Genomic DNA, 22126 nt, shown 5'->3' on the forward strand with positions numbered 1-22126 from the left:
AACTTTAAAGGAGCAGAGCATGATAGCATTTGATCTCACGCAAGAAACATCCGCTTCTGCAACAGGAATCATTGTTGAGCCAAAAGGTGAGAAAAGTGAGGGGAGTCTCTCTTTTTCTGCTCTTTTGAAAGGTATTAAAGAGAGTGATGAACTTGTACAAAATGGAGCACTTGTTTTATCTCTGAATGACGAAGAAGACAAACTGCCACTCAAAGGTTCCAAAGGTGATGTTCTGCTTTCACTTTTAGAAAAAGGCAGTAATATTGAAGATTTAGAACTTTTGGAAATAAATCCTGAGGTAAAATCATCGCTCTCATCGCAAGATCTCAAACAGCTGATAAAAGATGCAAAAGCATATCTCAAAGATCAAATTCTCTCTTTGGAAGGCTTTAAACGAGCAGAGATTGATATGCTGCCAAAAACATTAAAGGGTTTGGCTCAAGTTGCAAAAAAACTGGGTATTGATGTATCAAAAATTACTCTGGATGAAGTACGTTCATCAGTGAAAAACAGTACGTCTGCAATGCTTGATACAGATAATGAAGTAGTTGATTTAGATACAATTAAAAAAGAGACACGTTCGAGTAAACAAGAGAGTCATAATATAGATGCTGATGTTGCAATTGATATAAAAGCAAAAAACAGTAAAAAAACTGCGCAAAACAGAATAAATGCAGAGAATGATAATGCAAGAACAGAGGAGCAGTTAAAGTCAGAGCAAAAAAATGCCTTAAAAGATGTGAACTCACCACTACTGTTTAAAGTACAAAAGCGTACAACAATCTCTACAGAACAGATTGTCCATGCCAAAGCAGTAAACAGTAATCCAACTGAGGTGCAAACACCAAAAAAACGTGCAGATGATACACTCAAACAGCTATTACAGGGTGAAAAAGTTGCAAAAAAAGAGGGATCTGTTTTAACGAGTGATTTTTCACGCAACAGTGCCAAAGTCATTGCCCCTAGTGCTAAAAGTGAAGTGCAAAAATCTTTAGAGGCACTTTTAAAACCAGAAACAGTAAATGATGATGAGAAAGCTGCTTCAAAAGTTGATGGGTTGAATGTTGCTAAAGCAGACAGTTTTGAGCTCAAGCTTAATGAAGCAAAGCAGATGATAAAGTATCTCTCATCTGATGTTAAACAGGCGATAGAAAATTATAAAGCTCCATTTACAAGAGTAAAAGTACAGTTAAATCCGCAGCAACTTGGCGAGATAGAGGTAACTGTGGTCCAACGTGGAAAAAATATTCATGTCAATCTCTCTTCAAACAACGCTGCCATCAATACTTTGGCCATGAATGCAAATGATTTGAAAATGCAGTTACAAAACAATGGAATAAATAATGCTTCCTTAAACTTTAGTAATAACTCCCAAGGGCAAGATCAGGCTGCATCACAGCAGCAACAACAAAATAGAGAACATGCTCAAAATGAGTACAACTATTTTGAAAATGAAGAGACAAATGAAGAAGTTTTAAGCTCTTTAGAAATTGTAGTTCCACACTACGCATAAAGGATAAATTATGGCAATTAATGCAGTAGGATTAGACCAAGCCGTGTATGGTGATTATGCAACTTCAGCAGATGTTGTAGCAGATAAAACAAGTTTAAGTAATGATGATTTTATGACACTGCTTTTAGTTGAGTTGCAATATCAAGACCCAACTGAACCAACAGATACAGAACAGATCTTGACGCAAACTTCACAGCTTGCATCTTTAGAAGCGACAGATAAAACAAACCAGGCTCTAGAAGATTTAGCGGCTTCGTTGTCTGCGTCTAATGACTTTTCAACAATTTCAGCCATTGGAAAAACAGCTGATCTTGGAAGTAATGCTATATCGATTGATGAGGGTAGCAGCTCAACATTTGAGATGTTTTTTCCTTCTGATGTAACACAAGGAAATGTTGAGATTACTGATGTCAATGGAAATATTATCAAAACTATTGAAGTAGGTACAAATCCATCTGGCGTTTACCAATTCACGTGGGATGGAACAGACAATACAGATGCGAAAGTAGAAGGTGGTATATACTACGCAAGCGCATCATATACCGATGCGAATAATGTTGCACAAACAACAAGAGTAGGTACATACCCTATTGAATCAGTTCGTTTTGACAGTGGAACAACACTTTTGAAACTTGGTTCCTCTTATGTTCCTTTAGAGAATATTACAGAGATTTATTAAGGAGTTTTGCTATGATGACACAAGCTTTTTATACGGGTATATCAGGTTTAAAGGTATACTCTAACGGTATTGATGTCGTCTCAGACAATCTTGCAAATATCTCTACACCGGGCTTTCGTGCTTACAATGCTGAATACTCAGCACTTTTTGAAGATAGTTTGGCAAGTGCATCAAGTAATCTTTTTCAGAGTAACAGTGTGGGAGTCGGTGTACAGATGCAAACGACTTCTATGTCTCTAGATCAAGGTTCTTTAACACTTTCAGACAGAAGTACAGATTTGGCTATTATGGGAGATGGCTGGTTTGGTATTCAGCAAGATGGAGCACCGCTTTATACACGAGCAGGTGATTTTACTTTTGATGCAAATGATGATCTGGTCACAAATGATGGTTACTATGTTCTTGGAACAATGGGCGGTAATATCAGTGCAGACAATATCCTAACCCAAACTCTTGCAGAAGTTCCACTTGGTGATATTAATGCTCAAGAGAAACTCCGTTTTCCAAAAACACTTACATATCCACCTGAACCTACAACAGAAGCGAAATTTATAGCTAATCTTGGCGTTGGAAAAGAAGGATATGAAGTCATTACGGTAGGTGCGAGTGTTATTGATAGGCAAAATGAACGCAATGAGTTAAAGTTGACATTTACTCGTTCTGCTGTGCAAACACCTCCTGGAACACAGTGGGACGTTGTTGCAACTGTAAAATCACTAGATGGACAGACAACATATGATACACAGACAGGTCAGGTTGCTTTTGATGAGAGTGGTGCGCTTGTTTCTTCAAGCCTAACAACTATCGATAACAATGGAACACCAGTAGCAATTGACTTGGGAAGTGGCTATGATGGTATTGTCTCTATTGATATTCCTGTAGTATCGGGTTCAAGTGTAGCCGATGGAACGATTGGTGGAGATCTGCGAGGTTACTCTATCAATAAAAATGGGGAAGTTATTGCTACATTTACCAATGGTCGACAGAGCAGCGTTGGTAGAATTGCAGTGTTTCATTTTCAAAATGACCAGGGTCTTGAACGAATTACCGGGACACGTTTTGCAGAGAGTTCAAACAGTGGCCAAGCACTCTTTTTTAAAGATGCAACAGGACAAAATATCATCGGTACTGAGATTACAAACTTTAAATTAGAAGGTTCAAATGTTGAGATGAGTGCAGGACTTACTGAGCTTATCATCTTACAACGTGCTTATGATGCCAACTCAAAATCTGTAACAACGGCAGATGAGATGATTCAAAAAGCTCTCAATATGGATGCTTAACCCAAATTATGCAATAAGAAATTAAAAACTTTAACCATCATTGCACATAATGCACATTCATTAAAAATTTACACCACCAATAGGGTGGCTTAAAATTTTCACTAAACATCCCTTATGCACAAGCATAGTCAAATTTTAGAAATCTCTATTGTATAATTTAGGTTAAAACTGGAACAGTTTATGCTTTAATTCTTTACTAATTATCTGCTTAACACGAGCAGAGGTAAAGGATTTCTTATGTTAAAATCACTTTTTTCCGGTGTTTCCGGACTACAGTCTCATCAAGTTGCGATGGATGTAGAATCAAATAACATTGCAAATGTAAATACGATAGGTTTTAAATACTCACGTGCAAATTTTTCTGATCTTTTAGCACAGACTAAAGCGATAGCTACTGCACCTCAAGGTCAGCTTGGCGGTAAAAACCCTGTTCAAGTTGGGCTTGGTTCAACGGTTTCTTCAATGACCCGTATCTTCTCTCAAGGTTCCGTTCAAAATTCCGATAAAAATACAGATATGGCTATTCAGGGTGATGGTTTCTTTATTATCTCTCCAGATGGTGGGAATACATATAAATATACACGTGCAGGGGATTTTAAATTTGATGCAGGTGGAAACTTCGTTGATAACAACGGCTTTATTGCTCAGGGTTGGCTGCGTGATCCGGTGACTGGAAAGGTTGATTCAACAGCTCCAATTACAGATATCAATATTCCACCAGGACTGACAACACCAGCATCTCCAACAACTGAAGTTGTGCTTAAAGCAAACTTGAACTCTGGTGCATTGGTTGAAAGTTTTTCACCAGCATACCAAGTTCCAAGTGGACCACCACCAGCAGCACCAACACCACCAGCACTTGATGAAAATGGAAATCCGATAGAGTCTGGTGATGTAGGTGTGATGTTCAATGAAGTTGGGGAAGCTTTTGCTTTACAAAAAGATCAAGGAATCTGGGCTTCATTTATAAATACAACACTCAATGGAACGGTAGCAGTTGCGGGTGGTGCCGGAGAGTTAGATGTTACATTTACTTTGGATGACGGTACAACACAACAGATTACAACATCTGGTGGTGCGGCAGGAAATACTGCAGCAGATAATGCAAATAGATATGTAGCTGCGATTAATGCACAAAGTGCGATTACTGGTGTTTCAGCAAGTGTTCGTGTAACAGCAGGGCCAAATTACTATATTGATCTTGTCAATACAAACTCGAATGCAGCAGCATCACATAATATCCGTTTTACAGATAACAATGGTAACAGTGGAGTGCCAACATCTACAGTAACAACAGCATACAGATATCAATATGATCCAAATGCAGCAGTAACAGCAGCAGGCTCTGATAAAAAATTTACAACACTGGCAGACCTTCGTTATGCAATGGAGCAAGAAGCACAGGCAGTTGATGCAGATGGAGATGGTGTCACTCCAGAGAGTAATATTCAAATCAGTATCAATGAGCAGGGAAAATTCGAGATTATTAACCCGGGTGGTGCCGATGATGATTATGATATTGCACTAAATATTACAGGATTAACAGCAGCAGGTGTGACAGAAAATACACGCTTTACAAGAAATATGCAGGCACTGAATTCTGTTTTACCAGCAGGTACTACAGGAAAAGCATTTTCACAAAGTTTTAATGCAGCTACACATTCAAGCTCCATTGATATTTATGATTCACTTGGTTCGAAACATACACTGAGAATGGAGTTCAGAAAAGTTGCAGTTGATACTTCAACAGGAAGTACATGGAATATGAAAATCTCTGTTCCTGCTCCTGCAACGATTGATACAGTAGCACCAACAAATGAAAAGACAGGTTCCGTTAGATTTAACAATGATGGTTCACTTGCAACATATAATCCGCCAAATATCTCTTTTTCAGGGAATAACGGCTCAGCACCAGACCAGCAGGTAAGCCTCTCTTTTGGTACGGCAAATAAATTTGATGGTATGACATCATTTGATAGTCGCTCAGCGACTTCCGGAATATCTCAAGATGGTTACACAGGTGGTGATCTGGTTGGTATTAGAATCGATCAGTCTGGTACTTTGGTTGGATCATTTTCAAATGGTCGTTCATTTGGTCTAGCACAAATCGCTATGGCAAAATTTACAAATAATGAAGGACTCTCAACGGAGGGTGGCAATGTGTACAATCAAACTGCCAACTCTGGGGATCCTATCATCGGTACAGCTGCAACTGCAGGACGTGGATTTATTCAGTCTGCGGCGTTAGAGGCATCAAATGTTGACCTCTCACGTGCACTTACGCAGCTTATTATCATTCAGCGTGGTTTCCAGGCAAATGGTAAAACGATTACAACATCTGACCAACTTTTACAGACACTCATTGGATTAAAACAGTAAATTTAATCCTATTTTGATATAATTCCTACAATAAAAACGTAAGGAATTATATCCATGAGATTTGCAGCTCCTCTTAAATCAAACTCCAAAAAAATCATGTTACTCGGCTCTGGTGAGCTAGGAAAAGAAGTTATTATCGAAGCACAGCGACTTGGTCTTGAGACTATTGCTGTAGACAAGTATGAAAATGCTCCTGCACATCAAGTAGCACACAGAAGTCATGTTGTCGATATGCAAAACAAAGATGCTCTTTTAGAAGTCATCTACCGTGAAAAGCCTGATTATATTCTCCCGGAGATTGAGGCTATCAGCATTGATGCTCTTTTTGAAGCAGAAGACAAGGGCTACAATGTTATCCCAAATGCTAACGCTGTTAGTAAAACGATGAATAGAAAAAACATTCGTACTTTTGCAGCGGAGACATTGGGACTAAAAACGGGTCCTTATAAGTTTGTCACAACAAAAGAGGGACTGCTGGAGGCTGCGCGTGAGCTTGGTTTTCCATGTGTGATTAAACCTGTTATGAGCTCTTCTGGGCATGGGCAATCAGTAGCTCGTAGTGAAGATGATATTGACGCTTCATGGGAAGAGGCAAAAGAGGCACGTGGGGATGCAAGCGAGCTTATCGTTGAAGCATTTGTTGATTTTGATTATGAGATTACAATGCTTACGGCTCGTAATGGTAAAGAGACGGTTTTCTGTGAGCCGATAGGACATGAACAGCGTGATGGAGACTATGTATTTTCATGGCAACCGATGCAGATGAGTGAAGTAGCAAAACAAAAATCTCAAGAGATTGCAAAGGCTATTACGGATGGTCTTGGTGGACAGGGGCTTTTTGGTGTTGAACTATTTATCAAAGGAGATGAAGTTTATTTCTCAGAAGTAAGCCCTCGTCCACATGATACTGGGATGGTGACACTTATCACGCAGTCACAAAGTGAGTTTGCATTGCATTTAAGAGCTGTCCTTGGTCTTCCTTTAGGCTTTACGTTTTATGGTGATGGTGCATCGGCTGCATTTAAATCAGAGGCACATAACTATGCACCGGTAGTGGATGTTGATGATTCTCTCTTTAGTGAGAACTCATATGTTCGAGTCTTTGGAAAACCAGAGGCACATAAAGGTCGCCGTTTAGCAGTTGCTCTTGTATTTGACAAGGTAGAAGCAGCGTTAGAGAAAGCACGTGAGCTTATTACAAAAGTAAAAGATTCTTAAAGTGAAGATTGTTCTTTTAGATGCCATAACATTTGGTGGTACAGATTTAAGCTGTTTTGAGAGCTTTGGTGAGGTCTATACTTTTGCTTCTACAGAGCCTTCTTTAACAGAAGTACGTATCAAAGATATGGATGTGGTCGTCACGAACAAGGTCGTTATTACAAAAGAGCATATGCAAAATACTCCTTCACTGAAACTCATTTGTGTGGCAGCTACAGGAATGAACAATGTTGATTTGGAGGCTGCCAAAGAGCTTGGGATTGAGGTGAAAAATGTAGCTGGATACTCAACAGATTCAGTAGTACAGCATACTTTCTCAATGCTTTTTTATCTAATAGGGCACTCACGCTATTATGATGAGGTAGTCAAATCCAAAGAGTACTCGCGCAGTGGAGTTTTTACTGATGTTAGTCATCCTTTTTATGAAGTCAAAGGCAAAACCTGGGGTATTATAGGCCTTGGTGCTATCGGGCGTGAGGTTGCTCGTATAGCCCGTGCTTTTGGTGCCAATGTCATCTATTACTCAACAAGTGGACGTAACAGTTCCGATGAGTTTGAGCAGGTGGTACTGCACAGACTTTTAGAGAGCAGTGATATTATCTCTATTCATGCACCGCTCAATGAGAAGACAAAAAATCTTCTCAATTATGATAAATTGCAACATTTAAAAGAGGGTGCTGTTGTACTTAATCTTGGTCGTGGCGGTATTATTGATGAGAAGGCGGTAGCTGAGTTAGTTGATGAGCGTGAGCTTTATTTTGGTCTGGATGTCTTTGAAAAAGAGCCACTGCCACAAGAGAGTCCACTTTTGGCTGTGAAAAATCCTGATCGACTCTATCTTACACCACACATTGCATGGACGAGTATTGAGGCGCGTGAGAAACTTATTGCCTCAGTCTGTCAAAATATACAAGAGAGTCTGTAGCCTTTTATGGCAGAATTGGCTCTCTTTTTCTCTGCATTTGTAGCAGCAACAATCCTACCTTTTTCTTCTGAAGTAGCTTTTATGACAGCACTTAAAAGTGGAATGCCTCTCTCTCACGCAATGCTTGCAGCATCAAGTGGTAATATTTTAGCCATTGTTTTTAACTACTATCTGGGGTATTTTCTCTATGAGAAGACAAAACGCAAACTTTTTGGCTCTAAAATTGGCAAACGTGCTTTTCTTTGGGGACATAAGTATGGCTATATTACTCTTTTTGCTTCCTGGCTTCCCATCATTGGTGATCCATTAACAATAGTTGCTGGACTTGTTAGGCTAAAGTTTGTTTGGTTTGTTATAATAGCAGGGCTTTTAAGAATAGGGAGATATTATCTTCTGGCAACATTTTTATAAGATAACTTTTAGAGGACAAATTCTCCTTGGCTCACGAGCCTCCAAAAGTCATCTCATAAAAATGTAAAAAGATAAAAAGCGTTAGGAGCGTGGAGATGAAAACAGACGTACTGATAATCGGTGCAGGTGGTGCAGGGCTTACAGCTGCGATAGCGGCAAAAGAAGAGGACGTGGATGTTGTAGTACTTACTAAAGAGTATCCAACTCGAAGTCAGACCTGTATGGCACAGGGTGGCATTAATGCAGCACTTGGAAATGTTGAAGAAGACAGCATAGAGGCACATATTCAAAATACTTTAAAATCTGCTCATGGACTAGCTAACGAGGAGACGGTGCGGTATATGTGTTCTGAAGCACCGGCAACGGTTGCATGGCTTGATAGTATTGGTGTCTGTTTTTCTCGCAGTGAGGATGCAAAAATCGCACAAAGACGACTTGGTGGTGCATCAGCAGCTAGGTCCTGTTATGCACAGGACTATACAGGTCTAAAAATTTTGCATACACTCTATGACAAAGCACTCTCTTTAGATATTGAGATAAAAAATGAGAAGATACTTTTAGAGCTTTTGAAAGATGAGAATGACATGGTGTGTGGTGCCTTGATGCTTGATCTTCGAAGCGGGCAAAAAGAGCGCTATTTTGCAAAGTCAGTCATCTTGGCAACAGGTGGATACTCACGCATCTATGGTAAAAACTCTACAAACTCAACAAAAGCAACGGGTGATGGCATAGCTGTTGCAAAACGAGCGGGAGCAAAACTACTACATATGGAGTTTGTACAGTTTCATCCAACAGGACTCAAAAACTCTTCTATTCTTATCAGTGAATCAGCTCGAGGGGAAGGTGGCTATATTCTCAACTCTAAAGGTGAGCGTTTTACTAATGAGTTAGCACCGCGTGATGAAGTGAGTCGTGCAATTGATGCGGAGATAAAAAAGGGCGAAGAGATCTTTTTGGATATTCGCCATCTTGGAGAGCAGTTCATTGATGAGGGTTTGCCGCAAGAGAGAAAACTCGCAAAACTGTATGAAAATGTAGATCCTGTATATGATCTCATTCCCATTAAACCTGTTGCTCACTATACTATGGGTGGTATAGAGGTTGATAACAATTCACAAACAAATTTAGAAGGACTTTTTGCCTGTGGTGAGTGTTCTAACCACAGAGTCCACGGAGCAAATCGATTGGGAGGAAATTCACTTCTAGAGATTGCTGTTTTTGGAAAAGAGGCTGGAAAAAATGCTGCAAAAAGAGCAAAGACAATGGAGTCTCACGTGGCAGCTTCACCAAAAGATGATTTTTTAGAACAGGAGTTTACTAAAGAGATAGATTTTTATGTTCTACGCCAGATGATGGGCGACCTGCTTTATAACAAAGTAGGAATTGTTAGACGTGAGAGTGAGTTGCGTGAGGCAGAGGCGTTTATAGAAGAGACAAAGAAAAAACTGCCACTAATGGGTGCAAAAGACAACTCACTAAGATATAATACAGATCTTGCAGAATTTTTGGAATTTCGAAATATGTTAGATGTGGCAGAAGTTGTCATCAAATCAGCACTCTCACGCAAAGAGAGTGTCGGTGCACATACGATGGAGCAGGAGTAGAGTATGAAGATAAGCATAAAAAGAGAGTTTGACTTTATCGAGTATGATGTAGATATGCAAGATGTAACACTGCTTGAGATGTTAAATCACATTAAAAGTGAAGTAGACAGTTCCCTTGCTTACAGCAGTGGTTGTCGCAGTAGTGTTTGTGGTTCCTGCGGGGTTCGTGTCAATGAAAAAGAGGTTTTGGCATGTTCTTACAAAGTACAAGAGGGTGACAAGATAGAACCACTTAAAAATGTTCCTGTTATTCGTGACTTGGTTGTGAGTCTAGACAAAGCTTACGAGACAAATGCACGAGCCAAAGCATGGATAAGTGAGTATAACTCCCAAGCCAAGCAGACACATGAAGATGAGAAGATAAATGAAACACAGAGTGATTGTATCTTATGTGCTTCGTGCTATTCAGCTTGTCCTGTCTATGCAGTCAATGAAGAGTTTTTAGGACCGTTTGCACTGACACGTGTCTGGAAGGTTGTAAGTGACAAGCGTGAGGCAGAGCCTAAAGAAAAAATCGATACTATTCAGACAAATGGTGTCTGGGATTGTACTTTATGTAATGAGTGTACAGTTGTTTGTCCACAGGGAATATCAAGTAAAGCCGATATTGAAAAACTTCGAGCAAAATCTTCACAGTATGGTTATATGGATCCAAACTTCGGAAGTTTTGGCGGAGGATTTGATAGCGGTTTTGGTTTTGATGGAACTCCTAGTTTCTAGGAGCTCTATCGAAAGTTCGTTCTCTCTATAGGTGGTTTGTAGTGGGGATCTTTTCCTGCTACTGTCCATAACTCTTTTGCAAGATGACTTACTGTTTTTTTCATATCATCTTCCACTAACTCAAAATCACTAAAGTTCTCACGCAGAAGATTTAATTCTTCCTCTTGTGGGAGTATCTCTTTTTGTTTTTGTAGTGTGAGTGCTGTATTATTTTTAAGATTATAGAGGTGCCAGAGTGCGAGAAAATCTTCTGAATATCTGTTTAGGATATGGTGTGCATAGAGTTGAAAGTTTTGGTAACCGCTTTGCTCAAATAGACTAATAACAAGTGTTATCGTCTCTTTGAGATGCACATAGGGTACCATTGAAAAGAGTTGTCTTGCCACGCTTTGTCCGTTATCATGTTCCGCACCGATAAAGACACGTGCTCCACCATCGGTATCTCCAAAGTTGTTTGTTTTAAGACCAATGAGTCCTATGTCGGTATGACGATGTCTTCCACACCCTTTTGCACAGCCAGAAAAACCGATTTTGATACGGTTAGTATAGATTTTCTCCAATGGAAGGTAGTCGTGTGCCTCATCTTTGATGCTCCAAACAGCATAAGGACAGAGGTTGCCGGCACAGGCAACGATAGTTGAACTGAGTGCCGGTGAGTTGAAAGGGACTTCTTTGTTTTGTAATCCTAAGATGTAGATATTCTGGTCAATACCTACTCGAATTTCACCATCTATTTGCGTTACAAAGTCACTGATGTCACGCATCTCTTTTGGACTTAGGCGTCCAAAATCACTTTGATAACAAAAAGCAAAAGTCCCATCAGGTAGCTCTTCAAACTCTTCAAAGTCCACATGTTCAAGCTGTAATTCCCCTGCACTAACAAATTTTTTGTTATAAACAGACTCGATGAGCTCTTTGAGTTTTTCAAGCCCTATCTCTTCGATCATATAGAAAAGGCGTGTTTTTGAACGGGAAAATCGTGAGCCGTGCGTGTAAAACGTCTCTACAAATGCTTTGAAAAAGTCCAGTACTTCATCCTCACGCAAGAAGATATTGGCATCCTGAGCAATTTCAGTATTTTTCCCACCCATATAAACATTAAATCCATAGTCACCATCTTTAAAGGCTAGTGCAAAGTAGAGATCATTTGCAAAAAAGGAGTTTACATTTGCGGAGTTTCCAGAGATGCCGATACTTACACGACGAGGAAGCATTCCGACATATTTTGGATTTTGAATGATGTAATCATTCATTGCTTTAATGATTGGATGTACTTCAATATGCCCGTATCTGCTGACACCGTCATAGACATCGGTGACAATATTTCTGATGTTGTCACCAAAACTCTGCCATGTCGTAAGGCCGTTATCGTTGAGTTTGTGCCAAATCTCTGCTACATCATCAGCATAGACATCATGGAGTTGAAAGCCTGCACGGGCTGTAATAACCAAAGTAAGATCATACTCTTCAATCAAGTCCGCTAAAAATTTAAAAGCATTTGTACTGAAATGACCACCATTACCATTACGAAGTCGGATGGTAAACTCATCTTCCAGGAAGTCGATATTAAAGATACCGAAGTCTTGAAGATAGTATCTGTCTCCCTCCCCAAGTGACTCAAAATCAATAGTCTCAAACTCATTGACGTAATAGTCATACGGTTTTAGTCGTGCTTTGTACTGCTCACGTTTGTTTAACTTTTTCTCTAAATCTTCAGACATAAAAACTCCATAATAATTGCGATAATACTAACAAAAAAATCCTGAAAATTCTTGATATAGGTCAAGATTTTTTTCCACTAACAAACTGTGCTATAATTAAAACAAAAAAAAGGTTCGTTATGGCAAAAGAGCATTCATTTGATATCAGCGCAAAAATAGATATGCAGCTTTTTAAAAATGCAATCAATTTGGTTGAGAGAGAAATCTCTAACCGTTATGATTTTAAAGGGACAACATACGAGATTACTTACAAAGAGAAAGAGAATATTTTAGTGTTAGTGGCATCTTCTGATAACAAACTTGATGCGATTAAAGACATTGTCATCACAAAACTTTTAAAACAGGGCCTCTCTTCTAAAGTACTTGATGAGTTGCGTGTTGAAGATGCAAGCGGGGGAACACGAAAAGCGACCTTTAAAGTGGTGGATTATATAGAGTCCAAAGAGGCTAAAAAAATAGTAGCGGACATTAAAAAGATGAAGTTAAAAGTCAATGCCCAGATAGAGGGAGATCATATCCGTGTCAAAGGTGCAAAACTCGATGACTTGCAAAAAGTGATGAAGATGGTGCGTGAGGGTGACTGGGAAGCACCTATTGTTTTTGAAAATATGAGATAAAAGGCAAACAGATGAAAAAGATGAGTGTAGCAGAGGCAGCTGAGTTTTTTGGTGTATCCAAAGAGGCGGTACATAATCGTATAAGACGTGGTTCCTTGCAGAGTGTGATGGAAAATGATGCCAAAATGGTCTTTGTTGATGAGACAAAAACTATAAAAAAACCAGTTGCAAAAAGAGCAACAAAAAGTGCTTCTAATGATGAGCGTTACTATAAACTGCTTGAAGCACAAAATGCAAAACTTCAGGAACGGGTAGAGGTACTTGAAAATGAGACAAGAACGCTGCGTGACCAAAAAGAGCAGATGCTTATTGAAGAGCGTAAAAAAATAGAACGTATTTATAAAGAAAAAGATGAACAACTTAAAAATATTCTCCAAACAATATCTTCGAAATTTATGCTTGGTGCTCCGTTAGAGGAAAATGAGGAGACCTTTGAAGCTGAGATGGTAGAAATCGAAGAAGAGATAGAGAGTAATGTGATTTCTCTAAAAAAATATCTAAAAAAATCTGGTTTATCAGAGAAAAAGATGAAAAAAATCAAAAAAAGATTTAAAGAAAATGCAGATAGTGATGAAAGAGTCATAAAAATAGGTTCAAAATACTATCTTGACACTGCCAAATATGATTATAGTGATTTAGTGAAGTAAAGTAAATGAATATTATTATTGCCGGAGCTGGGAAAGTTGGCTTTAATCTGGCGAAAACACTTAGTATTGGTCATAATGTAACCATTATAGATAAAAATTCAGAAGCACTGCACCGTATTCAAGAGAGTCTTGATATCATGCCGCATGGTGGAGATGTGGAAGATGCAAAAACATATGAGAGTTTTACAGATAAGAACATAGATCTTTTCATTGCTGTAACAAACCTGGACAATGTCAATCTTATCTCTGTTTTGGTTGCCGATACGGTTCTTAATATAAAGCGAAAATTTGTTCGTCTGCAAAAAGAGTTTTTTGATGGAAGCAAGATAAAAAACAGACTTGATATTGACAGACTTATTTTTCCCATCGCTCTGGCTTCCCAAGCGATAGCATCGCTGTTGGAATATCCAAAAGCAAATAATGTAAAATTCTTTAAATATACGGAACATAAACTTATATCAGTTATGGTCTCTGCTCATTTTATACCAAAAGTGTTTGATTTGCAGCAGTATAAAATAGTAGGTATTGAGAGAAAAAAAGAGTTTTTTATTCCCCAAGAAGAGCGCATTGAGATTCTTCCAAATGATCTGGTCTATTTTTTTGGTCCAGAGGATGTTATACGACCGTTGTGTAGTCAGCTGGAACTGGATGCAAAGAACAATATTCAGCGATGTGTCGTTTTTGGAGGAGAGGAGCTTGGTATTGCAATTTCACAGGAGTTACTGGAGAGTGGACGGGATGTTAAACTTGTTGAAAAAGATTTAGAGCTTTGTGAGAAAGCTGATGAGATACTCAAAGGAAAAGCTTCTATTATAAACTCAAAATACTCTTCGCATGATATTTTTGAGCAAGAGGCTCTGGAGAGTGCCGATATCTTTGTTGCTGCAACCAATAACGACGAGTATAACATCATCAAATGTCTTGAAGCAAAAGAGAGTGGTATAAAAAAAGTCGTGGCCATTAACAATGAGATGGAGTACTATAATCTGATGCATTCGCTTGGTATCATAGTCGTACGTGGACCGAAGATAAGCGCCTATAATGAGATAATGGAGGAGATAAGCTCTACAGGTGTTGTCATTCAAAAAAGTTTTTGTGGTGCAAAAGCTGTTGTTTTAATGCGAAAGATTTTTGCCGACTCAAAACTTTTAGGCAAACGGATAAAACCACTCTCGACGAAAAGTTCAAGACTCTTTTTCATAAGAGATGAAAAAGTATTTCATTTTGATGAGAAGATTGTTTTACAGGAAAATGATTTGATAGTAGTTTTTTCTCCAAGTAAAGAGAGCCCGAAAGTAAAACAGTGGATTTATGAACTATAAAAATATATTTAAGATTTTATCATTAATCGGTATAACTGTTTCTGTTATCTTTTTGCTTGATATTGCTGTTGGAGTGATTTATAAAGAGCATTTTGAGAAGTTCTTACTCTATGATGGACTCTTTTTTGTTATAAATCTGTTTGTTTGGCTTTTATTGAAAAACCATGAACTTAATCTCAAAATAAAAGAGAGCATCTTGGTGGTAAACCTGCTCTGGATACTTTTGGGAGTTGCCGGAGCGATTCCTCTTGTACTCTATACGGATGTATCGCTGGCTTCTGCATTTTTTGAAGCTGTAAGTGGATTTACAACGACAGGTGCTACGGTTTTTAATGACATCGAGTCTCTGCCTCATATAATCTTGTTTCATCGAAGTTTGATGCACTGGCTTGGCGGGCTTGGTGTGATTGTCTTAGGTGTTGGACTGCTCTCTGTGATAAATCCGACAGGAAGTCTCTCCCTTTTTAAAGCAGAGTCAACAGGTGTGCAGCTTGAGAAACTAACACCAAAGATTAAAGATACGGCACTCAGCCTTTGGGTGGTCTATTTTGTTTTGACTATAACAGATATGCTACTTTTAAAGTTTTTTGGAATGGATTGGTTTGATGCGATTAACCATGCTTTTTCAACTATTTCAACAGGTGGGTTTTCAACAAAGAACAGCTCTCTAGGATATTTTACAGATGATGGAATTGTCTGGGTGACAACAGTTTTTATGATGCTATCGGGTATCAACTTTTTAGCGCATTTAAAGATGTATCACAAAGATCTTTCCGGCTATAGAAGTGAAGAGGTGCGATGGTATTTTCTCATTTTTCTGGCTTTGAGTTTGGCATTAACAGTTGTTCATATTGACATTAGTAGAGACACATTTTATGATGCGCTCAAACACTCCAGTTTTACTATTGCCTCTGTTATAACAACAACGGGTTTTGCTACGATTGATTATGGTTCATGGTCCCATCTAGCTATTGCTATCATCTTTATAGGCCTTTTGATGGGTGGTAATGCAGGCTCAACGGCAGGGGGTATCAAAATTATTCGCCATGTGATTATCTTTAAAACACTCTCATCAGAGATGAAACGTATCCTACACCCAAATACCATCATCTCTGTTTTTGTTGATGGTGTAAAACAAAAAGAGCGCATACTTTCATCTACTTTTGGTTTTTTTACACTCTTTATGATGACTGTGGCGATTGTAACTATCTACATTTATGCACGAGGATATGATGCAATGAGTGCAATCTCAGGTGCTTTTGCTCTGGTTGGTAATGTTGGACCTGGTTTTTCTCTTGTCGGCCCATCAGATAACTTTGCATTTTTTAGTGATTTTGACAAACTTTTTTTCTCCTTTGCAATGATCGTTGGAAGACTGGAGTGCTATACTGTTTTTGTGCTACTCAGTAGTGCTTTTTGGAAAAAATTTTAAAACTCTTAAAATAAGTAGAGATAATTTCTACTATTTGTGTCATAATTATAAAAAATCTCTCAACAAGCAGATAAACAGATGATTCACAAACATATAACAGAACAGACTGCTATCTTTTTCAGTGTTGCAAAATGGGTGTTTTTATCATCAATGGTAGGGGTGGTTATCGGTGCAACGGTTACTGCTTTTTTGAAGATTTTAGCCCATAGTGAAAGCTCACGTGCACTTTTACCTTTTGATTTTTACTATCTGCTTCCCTTTGCACTTATTTTAACGGTCTGGCTGACAAAAACATTTGCTCCCTCTGCTGAAGGACATGGAACAGAAAAGGTCATCTCCGCTGTGCATAAAGCAGATGGAAAAATTGATGTTTCTGTTATTCCTGTAAAAACCCTGACAACGGTTTTAACAATTTTTGCAGGTGGTTCTGTCGGTAAAGAGGGCCCGGGTGCGCAAATAGGTGCAGGAGTGGCATCACTACTTTCCAATCTTTTGAAATTCCGAAAACAAGATAGAAAAAAACTGGTTATCTGTGGAATCAGTGCCGGTTTTGCAACGGTTTTTGGTACACCTATTGCGGGAGCGATTTTTGGTGTAGAAGTGCTTATTATCGGTGTAATTATGTATGATGTACTGCTTCCATCCTTCATTGCCGGTTTTGCTGCTTTTACAACAGCGCAGTTTTTAGGTATTGAGTACACATATTATGATTTGCACTTTTTTCAAGATGTATCACTTGACCTTGTGCTGATTGCAAAAGTTGTTTTTGCAGGTCTATTTTTTGGTTTTGTTTCAGATATTGTTATCACTTCCATTGCACATACACACTCTTTTATCAAGAAGATAAAAGTCAGCATGTACATCAAAGCTTTTGTAGGAGGGAGTTTGATTGTTGGGCTTACACTGCTTTTTGGAGAACAGTATATAGGCCTTGGTCTAGGGACCATTGAAGATGCACTCAGTCAAAATCCTGCTGCATATCAAGAGATTCACTGGTACACTTTTGTTCTTAAGACCATCTTTACGTCTCTCTCTTTAGGTGCAGGAGGTAGTGGTGGTGTTATTACACCAATATTTTACATCGGAGCAACAAGTGGTAACTTTTTTGGCTCTATTATATCGCCAGAGAATATTCCGCTTTTTGCAGCACTTGGATTTGTAAGTGTTGTAGCGGCTACGACAAACACACCAATTGCCTCAACGATTATGGCCGTAGAGCTTTTTGGTATTGATATTGCACATTATGCGGCGCTTGCAGCAGTTATCAGTTTTTTGATTTCAGGGCACAGAAGTATCTTCTCTTCACAGATTTTAGCGATGCGAAAATCTGAGATGCTGAGTGTAAAAATCGGTGAAGAGGTTGAAAATATCAACATCTCACTGGAAGAACATGAGATGAATAAAATAGAAAAGCTTAAAAGAAAACTACATAAAAAGCGTAAAAAATAGCTTGTTTATCTCTTAAATATCATTTACTTTCAGACGTAGCCCTTTGATATGTGATACAGGATAAGCGAAAGTGAGTCCTTGTCCTTCACCTGTAATGTCAAGTTCTGTCAGTATTGCTTTTATAATTCTATCAACATTTTTTGTTTTGGTGATAAACATCAGATTTGAGTCTGTAGCCTCTACATGGAGGCGATGGTAAAAGTTGTCCATTTCAGCAAGCCCCATACCGTGAGCTTCCATGATCGTAACACCTCTCGCGCCCGCTTCTTTTGCAGCCAAAAGTGCCTCTTCTGTTTTCTCTTTTGGTACAACAACGTGTACAGCAGAAAATGCCATATCATAAGAGTGAGACTTGTTTGTTCCTTCAACATTGATTGTTGAGAGCTTCATATTGTGTACATCTTCAAGTGCATGACGCAGTTCATTAAGATGCATCTGCTCTTTCTCTTGTTCGCCTTTAACACCGATTTTTTCAGTTATCAGTCCATAGAGCATGACTGTAAGCATTGGAAAGAGTGAAGCAAAAGCGATAAGTCCAAAGCCGTCAATTAGTGGATCACGCCCGGGAATATTTGTAGCAAGACCTAGCCCGATAGCAGCGACAAGAGGTACAGTTACTGTTGAGGTCGTAACCCCTCCACTGTCATAAGCAATAGGAATGATGTATTTTGGTGCCAAGAATGTAAGTACAATTACAAAAAGATACCCTGCCATAATGTAATAGACTATCTCACCACCTACAACGATTCTGTAAGCTCCCAAAGAGATACCAATGGCAACACCAAGAGCAACAAAGAGGCGTAGCACAAAGTCATTTATTTTACCATCACTGATCTCTTTTGCTTTTCTTGCAATAGCTGTCAGGGAGGGTTCTGCCATCGTTGTTGAAAAACCGATAAGAAAACCAAAAGAGTAAATAATAATGTTGTTATCATACTGCGTGAGCTCATACGCCATCATCTCACCGACAGAGAAGAGCCCCATCTCCAAACCAACGATGAATGCATCAAGCCCTAAGATAACAAGTGCAAAACCAATGATTACCTGTTTTAAATTCTCTAAGGGTTTTTTTAAGATAATGTACTGAAAAAAGAGAATGACTGCAAGAATAGGTGCAACATCCAACACAACACCAAAGAGATCTTTGAGGATATCAAGAAAATTAAGATTAAAAGCATATGCATTGTCTACTGCAACTGCTTCAGAAAGAGGAGCAAGGGGTAGCTCTATATGTGCAGAAGGTTCAAAGAACTCATAAACGGCGATACCGTAAATCTGTACAAAAATCATAGGAGTAAGAGATGCAAAAGCGATAAGTCCAAAACCATCTAAAACAGGGTTTCTTCCTTTGATAGTAGATGCAAGTCCTATTCCTAGAGCTGCAACAAGTGGAACGGTAACTGTTGAGGTTGTTACACCTCCAAGGTCATAGGCAAGTCCTACAATCTCTTGGGGAGCAAAGGCAGTTGCAGCTACAACCAGAATATATCCACTGATAATATAGTAGTGGATGGGATGTCCTTTAATGATACGCCAAACACCTAAAACAATGGCAAAGCCTACTGAAAAAGCAACCACCATTCTCAGTGTAGTTGCATCAATACGTTCGGAGCTGATACTTGCTGCTTTTTGAGCGATGACAATGAGAGCAGGTTCAGCTACAGTAGTACCAAAGCCTATCATAAAACCAAAAACAATGATCCAAAAAGTTGATTCTTTGTGCGCAAACTCACTAGCAAGTCCCTCACCGACAGGGAAGATTCCAATTTCAAGACCTAGTAAAAAAAGAGCGAGGCCAACACCTACAATTGCCAGACCTATTGCTGTACTTAGCCAATTATCAGGGATGTTTTGAATAATGGCAAGCTGAAAAAACATGATAACAAGTACAATCGGTAAAAGGTCACGAAAAGACTCTTTTAAAAGTTGTAAAAAAGTTTTAATACTTAACAAATATTACCCTCATATATTTTTTTGTAATAATAGCAAAAGTTGCTGTATTTATTGCTATACTTACGAGATGAAAGTTTTATTTATAGGCGGAATTAAGAGTGGAAAATCTCTTAATGCAGAAAAGTATGTTCAGACACTCTCAAAAACAAAACCTCTTTATCTTGCAACTACTGAGTTTATCGATGATGAAATGCAAGAGAGAATTAAGCAGCATAAAGTACAACGTGAAGATAGATTCATTACCGTTGAAGAGGCTTTAGCACTTGCAAAAGAGATACAAAAACATGAAAAAACTCCTATTTTGGTAGAGTGTTTAAGCATTTGGGTCAACAACATGCTCTATCATGAAAAGAGTGTAGAAGATATGATAGCAGAGATAAATCAAGTGATGATGCAAGAAAAAGATATTGTCTTTGTTATCAATGATGTTAGTTGTGGTGTTATACCTGAGAACAAACTGGCCCGTGATTTTGTCGATGCCAATGGCAAAATCGCACAACTTGTTGCAAATGAATGTGATGAGATCTATCATGTTGTAGCTGGAATTGCTACGAGGATCAAATGAGTAGAATTTTTAAAGGCTTTGCACTGGCTCTCTCGATGCTGACAACTCTACCTTTTTTCAAAGTCCACGATTTTTATAAAGGCATTAACGGTTATGCTGTAATGTTTTACCCTTTAGTCGGCTTGATTCTAGGTTTCATTCTTTACGTGGCATCTCTTCTTTTAGAGCCATATGTGCCGCATTTTCATCTGGGAGTCATTCTCTTTGCTTTGTGGGTTCTACTTACCGGTGCACTGCATCTTGATGGTTTTGCAGATACTGTTGATGGGCTTTTTGTTCCAAGAGAGAAAGCTTTAGAAGTGATGAAAGATCCTCATAACGGTGGCATGGGTATGCTCTTTGGGGGTACATTTTTGATCTTGAAAGCATCATCTATTATGGCTTTGGAAAGTTATACTTTGTTACCATTGGTACTGCTTTTACCTCGCCTGATGATTGTATTACTTATCTATTTTTATTCCTATGTTTCGGGTGGGATGAGTAGTCTGGCAAAAGAGGAGTTGGAATCAAAACAGGTTTTTATAGCAATACTGTATAGTTTACTATTTGTTTTTTTATATAATAGTTGGTCTTTACTGGTTGGAGCACTGTTTATCATGCTGCTTGTCAAACGATTTTTTATAAAACGTTATGATGGTTTTACAGGAGATATATACGGATTTACTATTGAGATAATGGAACTTCTTTTACTCAATCTGATCATAGTGGGGCTTGCGTGAGGATAATACTTGTTCGCCACTGTGAAGTGGATGTTGCTTACCATAAGCGATATAACGGACATATTGATATAGGACTCTCACGCAGAGGCAAAGAACAGGCAAAAGCTTTGGCAAAACGATTTGAAGATGAAAAGTTTGACCTTGTTTATTGCTCAGATCTTCTGCGTGCAAAGGAGACACTCAAGCCATTCAAACAAGCAAAAGAAGCAATCTACACTGACAAACTACGGGAAAAATCATGGGGAAAACATGAAGGAAAAAGTTTTGATGAGATAATGGCTGAAGGTGAGATAGTGTATGAACATTTTGAACAGTGGATAGATGCCCTTGATGGTGAACCGTATGAAGCTTACATAAAAAGAGTAAAAGAGTTCTTTTTAGAGTATCTAGCCTCACATAAGGCGGAAAACATCTTGGTCATAACACATGCAGGTGTTATTCGTGTTTTAATCGCAATAGTGCAAAAACTTTCATTAGAAGAGGCTTTTTGTATAGATGTGTCGTACTCTTCTTATATAGTTTTTGATACAAAAGAGCAGACTTTTAGCACTATTAAATAAAAGCTTAGCTAAAATGTCACTCTTCTTTAATGGACAGCTGGCCGAGTGGTCGAAGGCGCTCGCCTGGAACGCGGGTGTAGGGCAACCTACCGTGGGTTCGAATCCCACGCTGTCCACCACTGAACTACATATCATCTATATCAATTTACAATCATATATGCCTATGTTTAGGTGTTTGCATAATAATATACAATCAGTTATAATACTTTTAAAACACTCTTAGTGTTACCTATTTGTTACCTTTTTATTGCCTAAGTTCAAATCATAAATGCAATTTTCTTGAAGAAGGACTTAATTAAAAAAACGGGTGCTTAAAACACCTCTTAAAGTATGGTATATTGGGAGTAAACAAAGGTTTATTTACAAATGATTGTAAAAAAGCTCTAAAATATGTATAAATTGTCAATCT

The 22126-nt window shown here is 38.5% G+C and carries 19 protein-coding genes and 1 tRNA gene; 18 read left to right on the plus strand and 2 right to left on the minus strand.

Annotated features, from left to right (window positions below):
- Positions 1-19 precede the first annotated feature (19 nt).
- From MNY27_RS04810 to MNY27_RS04850, 9 genes are all read left to right on the plus strand, one after another.
- Positions 20-1513 carry a flagellar hook-length control protein FliK gene (locus tag MNY27_RS04810; protein ID WP_346391929.1) on the plus strand — a complete coding sequence of 498 codons (1494 nt, stop codon included), beginning with the start codon at positions 20-22 and terminating at the stop codon, positions 1511-1513.
- A gap of 10 nt (positions 1514-1523) precedes the next feature.
- Positions 1524-2192 (plus strand): FlgD immunoglobulin-like domain containing protein, encoded by a 669-nt coding sequence (locus MNY27_RS04815; RefSeq protein ID WP_152183141.1) that lies wholly within the window; start codon positions 1524-1526, stop codon positions 2190-2192.
- An 11-nt stretch (positions 2193-2203) separates the two neighbouring features.
- Positions 2204-3475, plus strand: coding sequence for a flagellar hook-basal body complex protein (locus tag MNY27_RS04820; RefSeq protein WP_152183142.1), 1272 nt, complete (start codon positions 2204-2206; stop codon positions 3473-3475).
- A 237-nt stretch (positions 3476-3712) separates the two neighbouring features.
- Positions 3713-5854, plus strand: a complete 2142-nt coding sequence (gene flgE, locus MNY27_RS04825) for a flagellar hook protein FlgE (protein WP_152183143.1) — start codon at positions 3713-3715, stop codon at positions 5852-5854.
- Between the two features lie 54 nt (positions 5855-5908).
- A complete protein-coding gene (gene purT / locus MNY27_RS04830; RefSeq protein ID WP_152183144.1) occupies positions 5909-7072 on the plus strand; it encodes a formate-dependent phosphoribosylglycinamide formyltransferase in 1164 nt (387 codons plus the stop codon).
- 1 nt (position 7073) lies between these two features.
- Positions 7074-7997, plus strand: a complete 924-nt coding sequence (locus MNY27_RS04835) for a D-2-hydroxyacid dehydrogenase (RefSeq protein WP_188109415.1) — start codon at positions 7074-7076, stop codon at positions 7995-7997.
- Between the two features lie 6 nt (positions 7998-8003).
- Positions 8004-8408 carry a YqaA family protein gene (locus MNY27_RS04840; protein WP_246153793.1) on the plus strand — a complete coding sequence of 135 codons (405 nt, stop codon included), beginning with the start codon at positions 8004-8006 and terminating at the stop codon, positions 8406-8408.
- Between the two features lie 95 nt (positions 8409-8503).
- Positions 8504-10012: an FAD-dependent oxidoreductase gene (locus MNY27_RS04845; RefSeq protein ID WP_152183146.1), complete on the plus strand. Its 1509-nt coding sequence runs from the start codon at positions 8504-8506 to the stop codon at positions 10010-10012.
- Positions 10013-10015: 3 nt separating this feature from the next.
- Entirely contained in the window at positions 10016-10732 is a 717-nt protein-coding gene (locus MNY27_RS04850) for a 2Fe-2S iron-sulfur cluster-binding protein (RefSeq protein ID WP_346391930.1), read from the plus strand.
- Between the two features lie 5 nt (positions 10733-10737).
- Here the strand turns inward: MNY27_RS04850 and MNY27_RS04855 are convergent, their stop codons facing one another.
- On the minus strand, positions 10738-12453 hold the full coding sequence (locus MNY27_RS04855) for a nitrite/sulfite reductase (protein ID WP_152183148.1): 1716 nt from the start codon (positions 12451-12453) through the stop codon (positions 10738-10740).
- Between the two features lie 119 nt (positions 12454-12572).
- On the opposite strand from MNY27_RS04855, the gene MNY27_RS04860 reads away from it, so the two are divergent.
- The 5 genes from MNY27_RS04860 to MNY27_RS04880 all read left to right on the plus strand — a co-directional run bounded on the left by MNY27_RS04860 (position 12573) and on the right by MNY27_RS04880 (position 17920).
- Positions 12573-13070: a YajQ family cyclic di-GMP-binding protein gene (locus MNY27_RS04860; protein ID WP_152183149.1), complete on the plus strand. Its 498-nt coding sequence runs from the start codon at positions 12573-12575 to the stop codon at positions 13068-13070.
- An 11-nt stretch (positions 13071-13081) separates the two neighbouring features.
- On the plus strand, positions 13082-13717 hold the full coding sequence (locus tag MNY27_RS04865) for a DNA-binding protein (RefSeq protein ID WP_346391931.1): 636 nt from the start codon (positions 13082-13084) through the stop codon (positions 13715-13717).
- 5 nt (positions 13718-13722) lie between these two features.
- Complete coding sequence (locus MNY27_RS04870) at positions 13723-15039, plus strand: NAD-binding protein (protein WP_152183151.1); 1317 nt, start codon at positions 13723-13725, stop codon at positions 15037-15039.
- Entirely contained in the window at positions 15029-16471 is a 1443-nt protein-coding gene (locus tag MNY27_RS04875) for a potassium transporter TrkG (RefSeq protein ID WP_346391932.1), read from the plus strand. Before MNY27_RS04870 ends, MNY27_RS04875 begins: the two co-directional genes overlap by 11 nt.
- 78 nt (positions 16472-16549) lie before the next feature.
- On the plus strand, positions 16550-17920 hold the full coding sequence (locus MNY27_RS04880) for a chloride channel protein (protein WP_188109416.1): 1371 nt from the start codon (positions 16550-16552) through the stop codon (positions 17918-17920).
- A gap of 12 nt (positions 17921-17932) precedes the next feature.
- Here MNY27_RS04880 and MNY27_RS04885 read toward each other — a convergent pair whose 3' ends face one another.
- A complete protein-coding gene (locus tag MNY27_RS04885) occupies positions 17933-19873 on the minus strand; it encodes a DUF1538 family protein (RefSeq protein ID WP_152183153.1) in 1941 nt (646 codons plus the stop codon).
- Positions 19874-19940: 67 nt separating this feature from the next.
- Here MNY27_RS04885 and MNY27_RS04890 point away from each other — a divergent pair, with 67 nt between their 5' ends.
- The 4 genes from MNY27_RS04890 (at position 19941) to MNY27_RS04905 (ending at position 21836) form a co-directional block, all read left to right on the plus strand.
- Positions 19941-20438 carry a bifunctional adenosylcobinamide kinase/adenosylcobinamide-phosphate guanylyltransferase gene (locus MNY27_RS04890; protein WP_152183154.1) on the plus strand — a complete coding sequence of 166 codons (498 nt, stop codon included), beginning with the start codon at positions 19941-19943 and terminating at the stop codon, positions 20436-20438.
- Positions 20435-21157, plus strand: a complete 723-nt coding sequence (locus tag MNY27_RS04895; RefSeq protein WP_152183155.1) for an adenosylcobinamide-GDP ribazoletransferase — start codon at positions 20435-20437, stop codon at positions 21155-21157. The genes MNY27_RS04890 and MNY27_RS04895 overlap by 4 nt, the downstream gene beginning before the upstream one ends.
- A complete protein-coding gene (gene cobC, locus MNY27_RS04900) occupies positions 21154-21717 on the plus strand; it encodes an alpha-ribazole phosphatase family protein (protein WP_152183156.1) in 564 nt (187 codons plus the stop codon). The genes MNY27_RS04895 and cobC overlap by 4 nt, the downstream gene beginning before the upstream one ends.
- 31 nt (positions 21718-21748) lie before the next feature.
- Positions 21749-21836, plus strand: a tRNA-Ser gene (locus MNY27_RS04905).
- Positions 21837-22126 lie beyond the last annotated feature (290 nt).

Origin of the sequence: Sulfurimonas sp. NWX79 (assembly GCF_039667035.1) — a bacterium.
Classification (GTDB): Bacteria; Campylobacterota; Campylobacteria; order Campylobacterales; family Sulfurimonadaceae; genus Sulfurimonas; species Sulfurimonas indica.

Bases quoted from the DNA above. Each gene is read 5' to 3' on its own strand.
- MNY27_RS04810 (WP_346391929.1), top strand. From the start codon at position 20: ATGATAGCATTTGATCTCACGCAAGAAACATCCGCTTCTGCAACAGGA.
- MNY27_RS04815 (WP_152183141.1), top strand. From the start codon at position 1,524: ATGGCAATTAATGCAGTAGGATTAGACCAAGCCGTGTATGGTGATTAT.
- MNY27_RS04820 (WP_152183142.1), top strand. From the start codon at position 2,204: ATGATGACACAAGCTTTTTATACGGGTATATCAGGTTTAAAGGTATAC.
- flgE (WP_152183143.1), top strand. From the start codon at position 3,713: ATGTTAAAATCACTTTTTTCCGGTGTTTCCGGACTACAGTCTCATCAA.
- purT (WP_152183144.1), top strand. From the start codon at position 5,909: ATGAGATTTGCAGCTCCTCTTAAATCAAACTCCAAAAAAATCATGTTA.
- MNY27_RS04840 (WP_246153793.1), top strand. From the start codon at position 8,004: ATGGCAGAATTGGCTCTCTTTTTCTCTGCATTTGTAGCAGCAACAATC.
- MNY27_RS04845 (WP_152183146.1), top strand. From the start codon at position 8,504: ATGAAAACAGACGTACTGATAATCGGTGCAGGTGGTGCAGGGCTTACA.
- MNY27_RS04850 (WP_346391930.1), top strand. From the start codon at position 10,016: ATGAAGATAAGCATAAAAAGAGAGTTTGACTTTATCGAGTATGATGTA.
- MNY27_RS04855 (WP_152183148.1), bottom strand. From the start codon at position 12,453: ATGTCTGAAGATTTAGAGAAAAAGTTAAACAAACGTGAGCAGTACAAA.
- MNY27_RS04860 (WP_152183149.1), top strand. From the start codon at position 12,573: ATGGCAAAAGAGCATTCATTTGATATCAGCGCAAAAATAGATATGCAG.
- MNY27_RS04865 (WP_346391931.1), top strand. From the start codon at position 13,082: ATGAAAAAGATGAGTGTAGCAGAGGCAGCTGAGTTTTTTGGTGTATCC.
- MNY27_RS04870 (WP_152183151.1), top strand. From the start codon at position 13,723: ATGAATATTATTATTGCCGGAGCTGGGAAAGTTGGCTTTAATCTGGCG.
- MNY27_RS04875 (WP_346391932.1), top strand. From the start codon at position 15,029: ATGAACTATAAAAATATATTTAAGATTTTATCATTAATCGGTATAACT.
- MNY27_RS04880 (WP_188109416.1), top strand. From the start codon at position 16,550: ATGATTCACAAACATATAACAGAACAGACTGCTATCTTTTTCAGTGTT.
- MNY27_RS04890 (WP_152183154.1), top strand. From the start codon at position 19,941: ATGAAAGTTTTATTTATAGGCGGAATTAAGAGTGGAAAATCTCTTAAT.
- MNY27_RS04895 (WP_152183155.1), top strand. From the start codon at position 20,435: ATGAGTAGAATTTTTAAAGGCTTTGCACTGGCTCTCTCGATGCTGACA.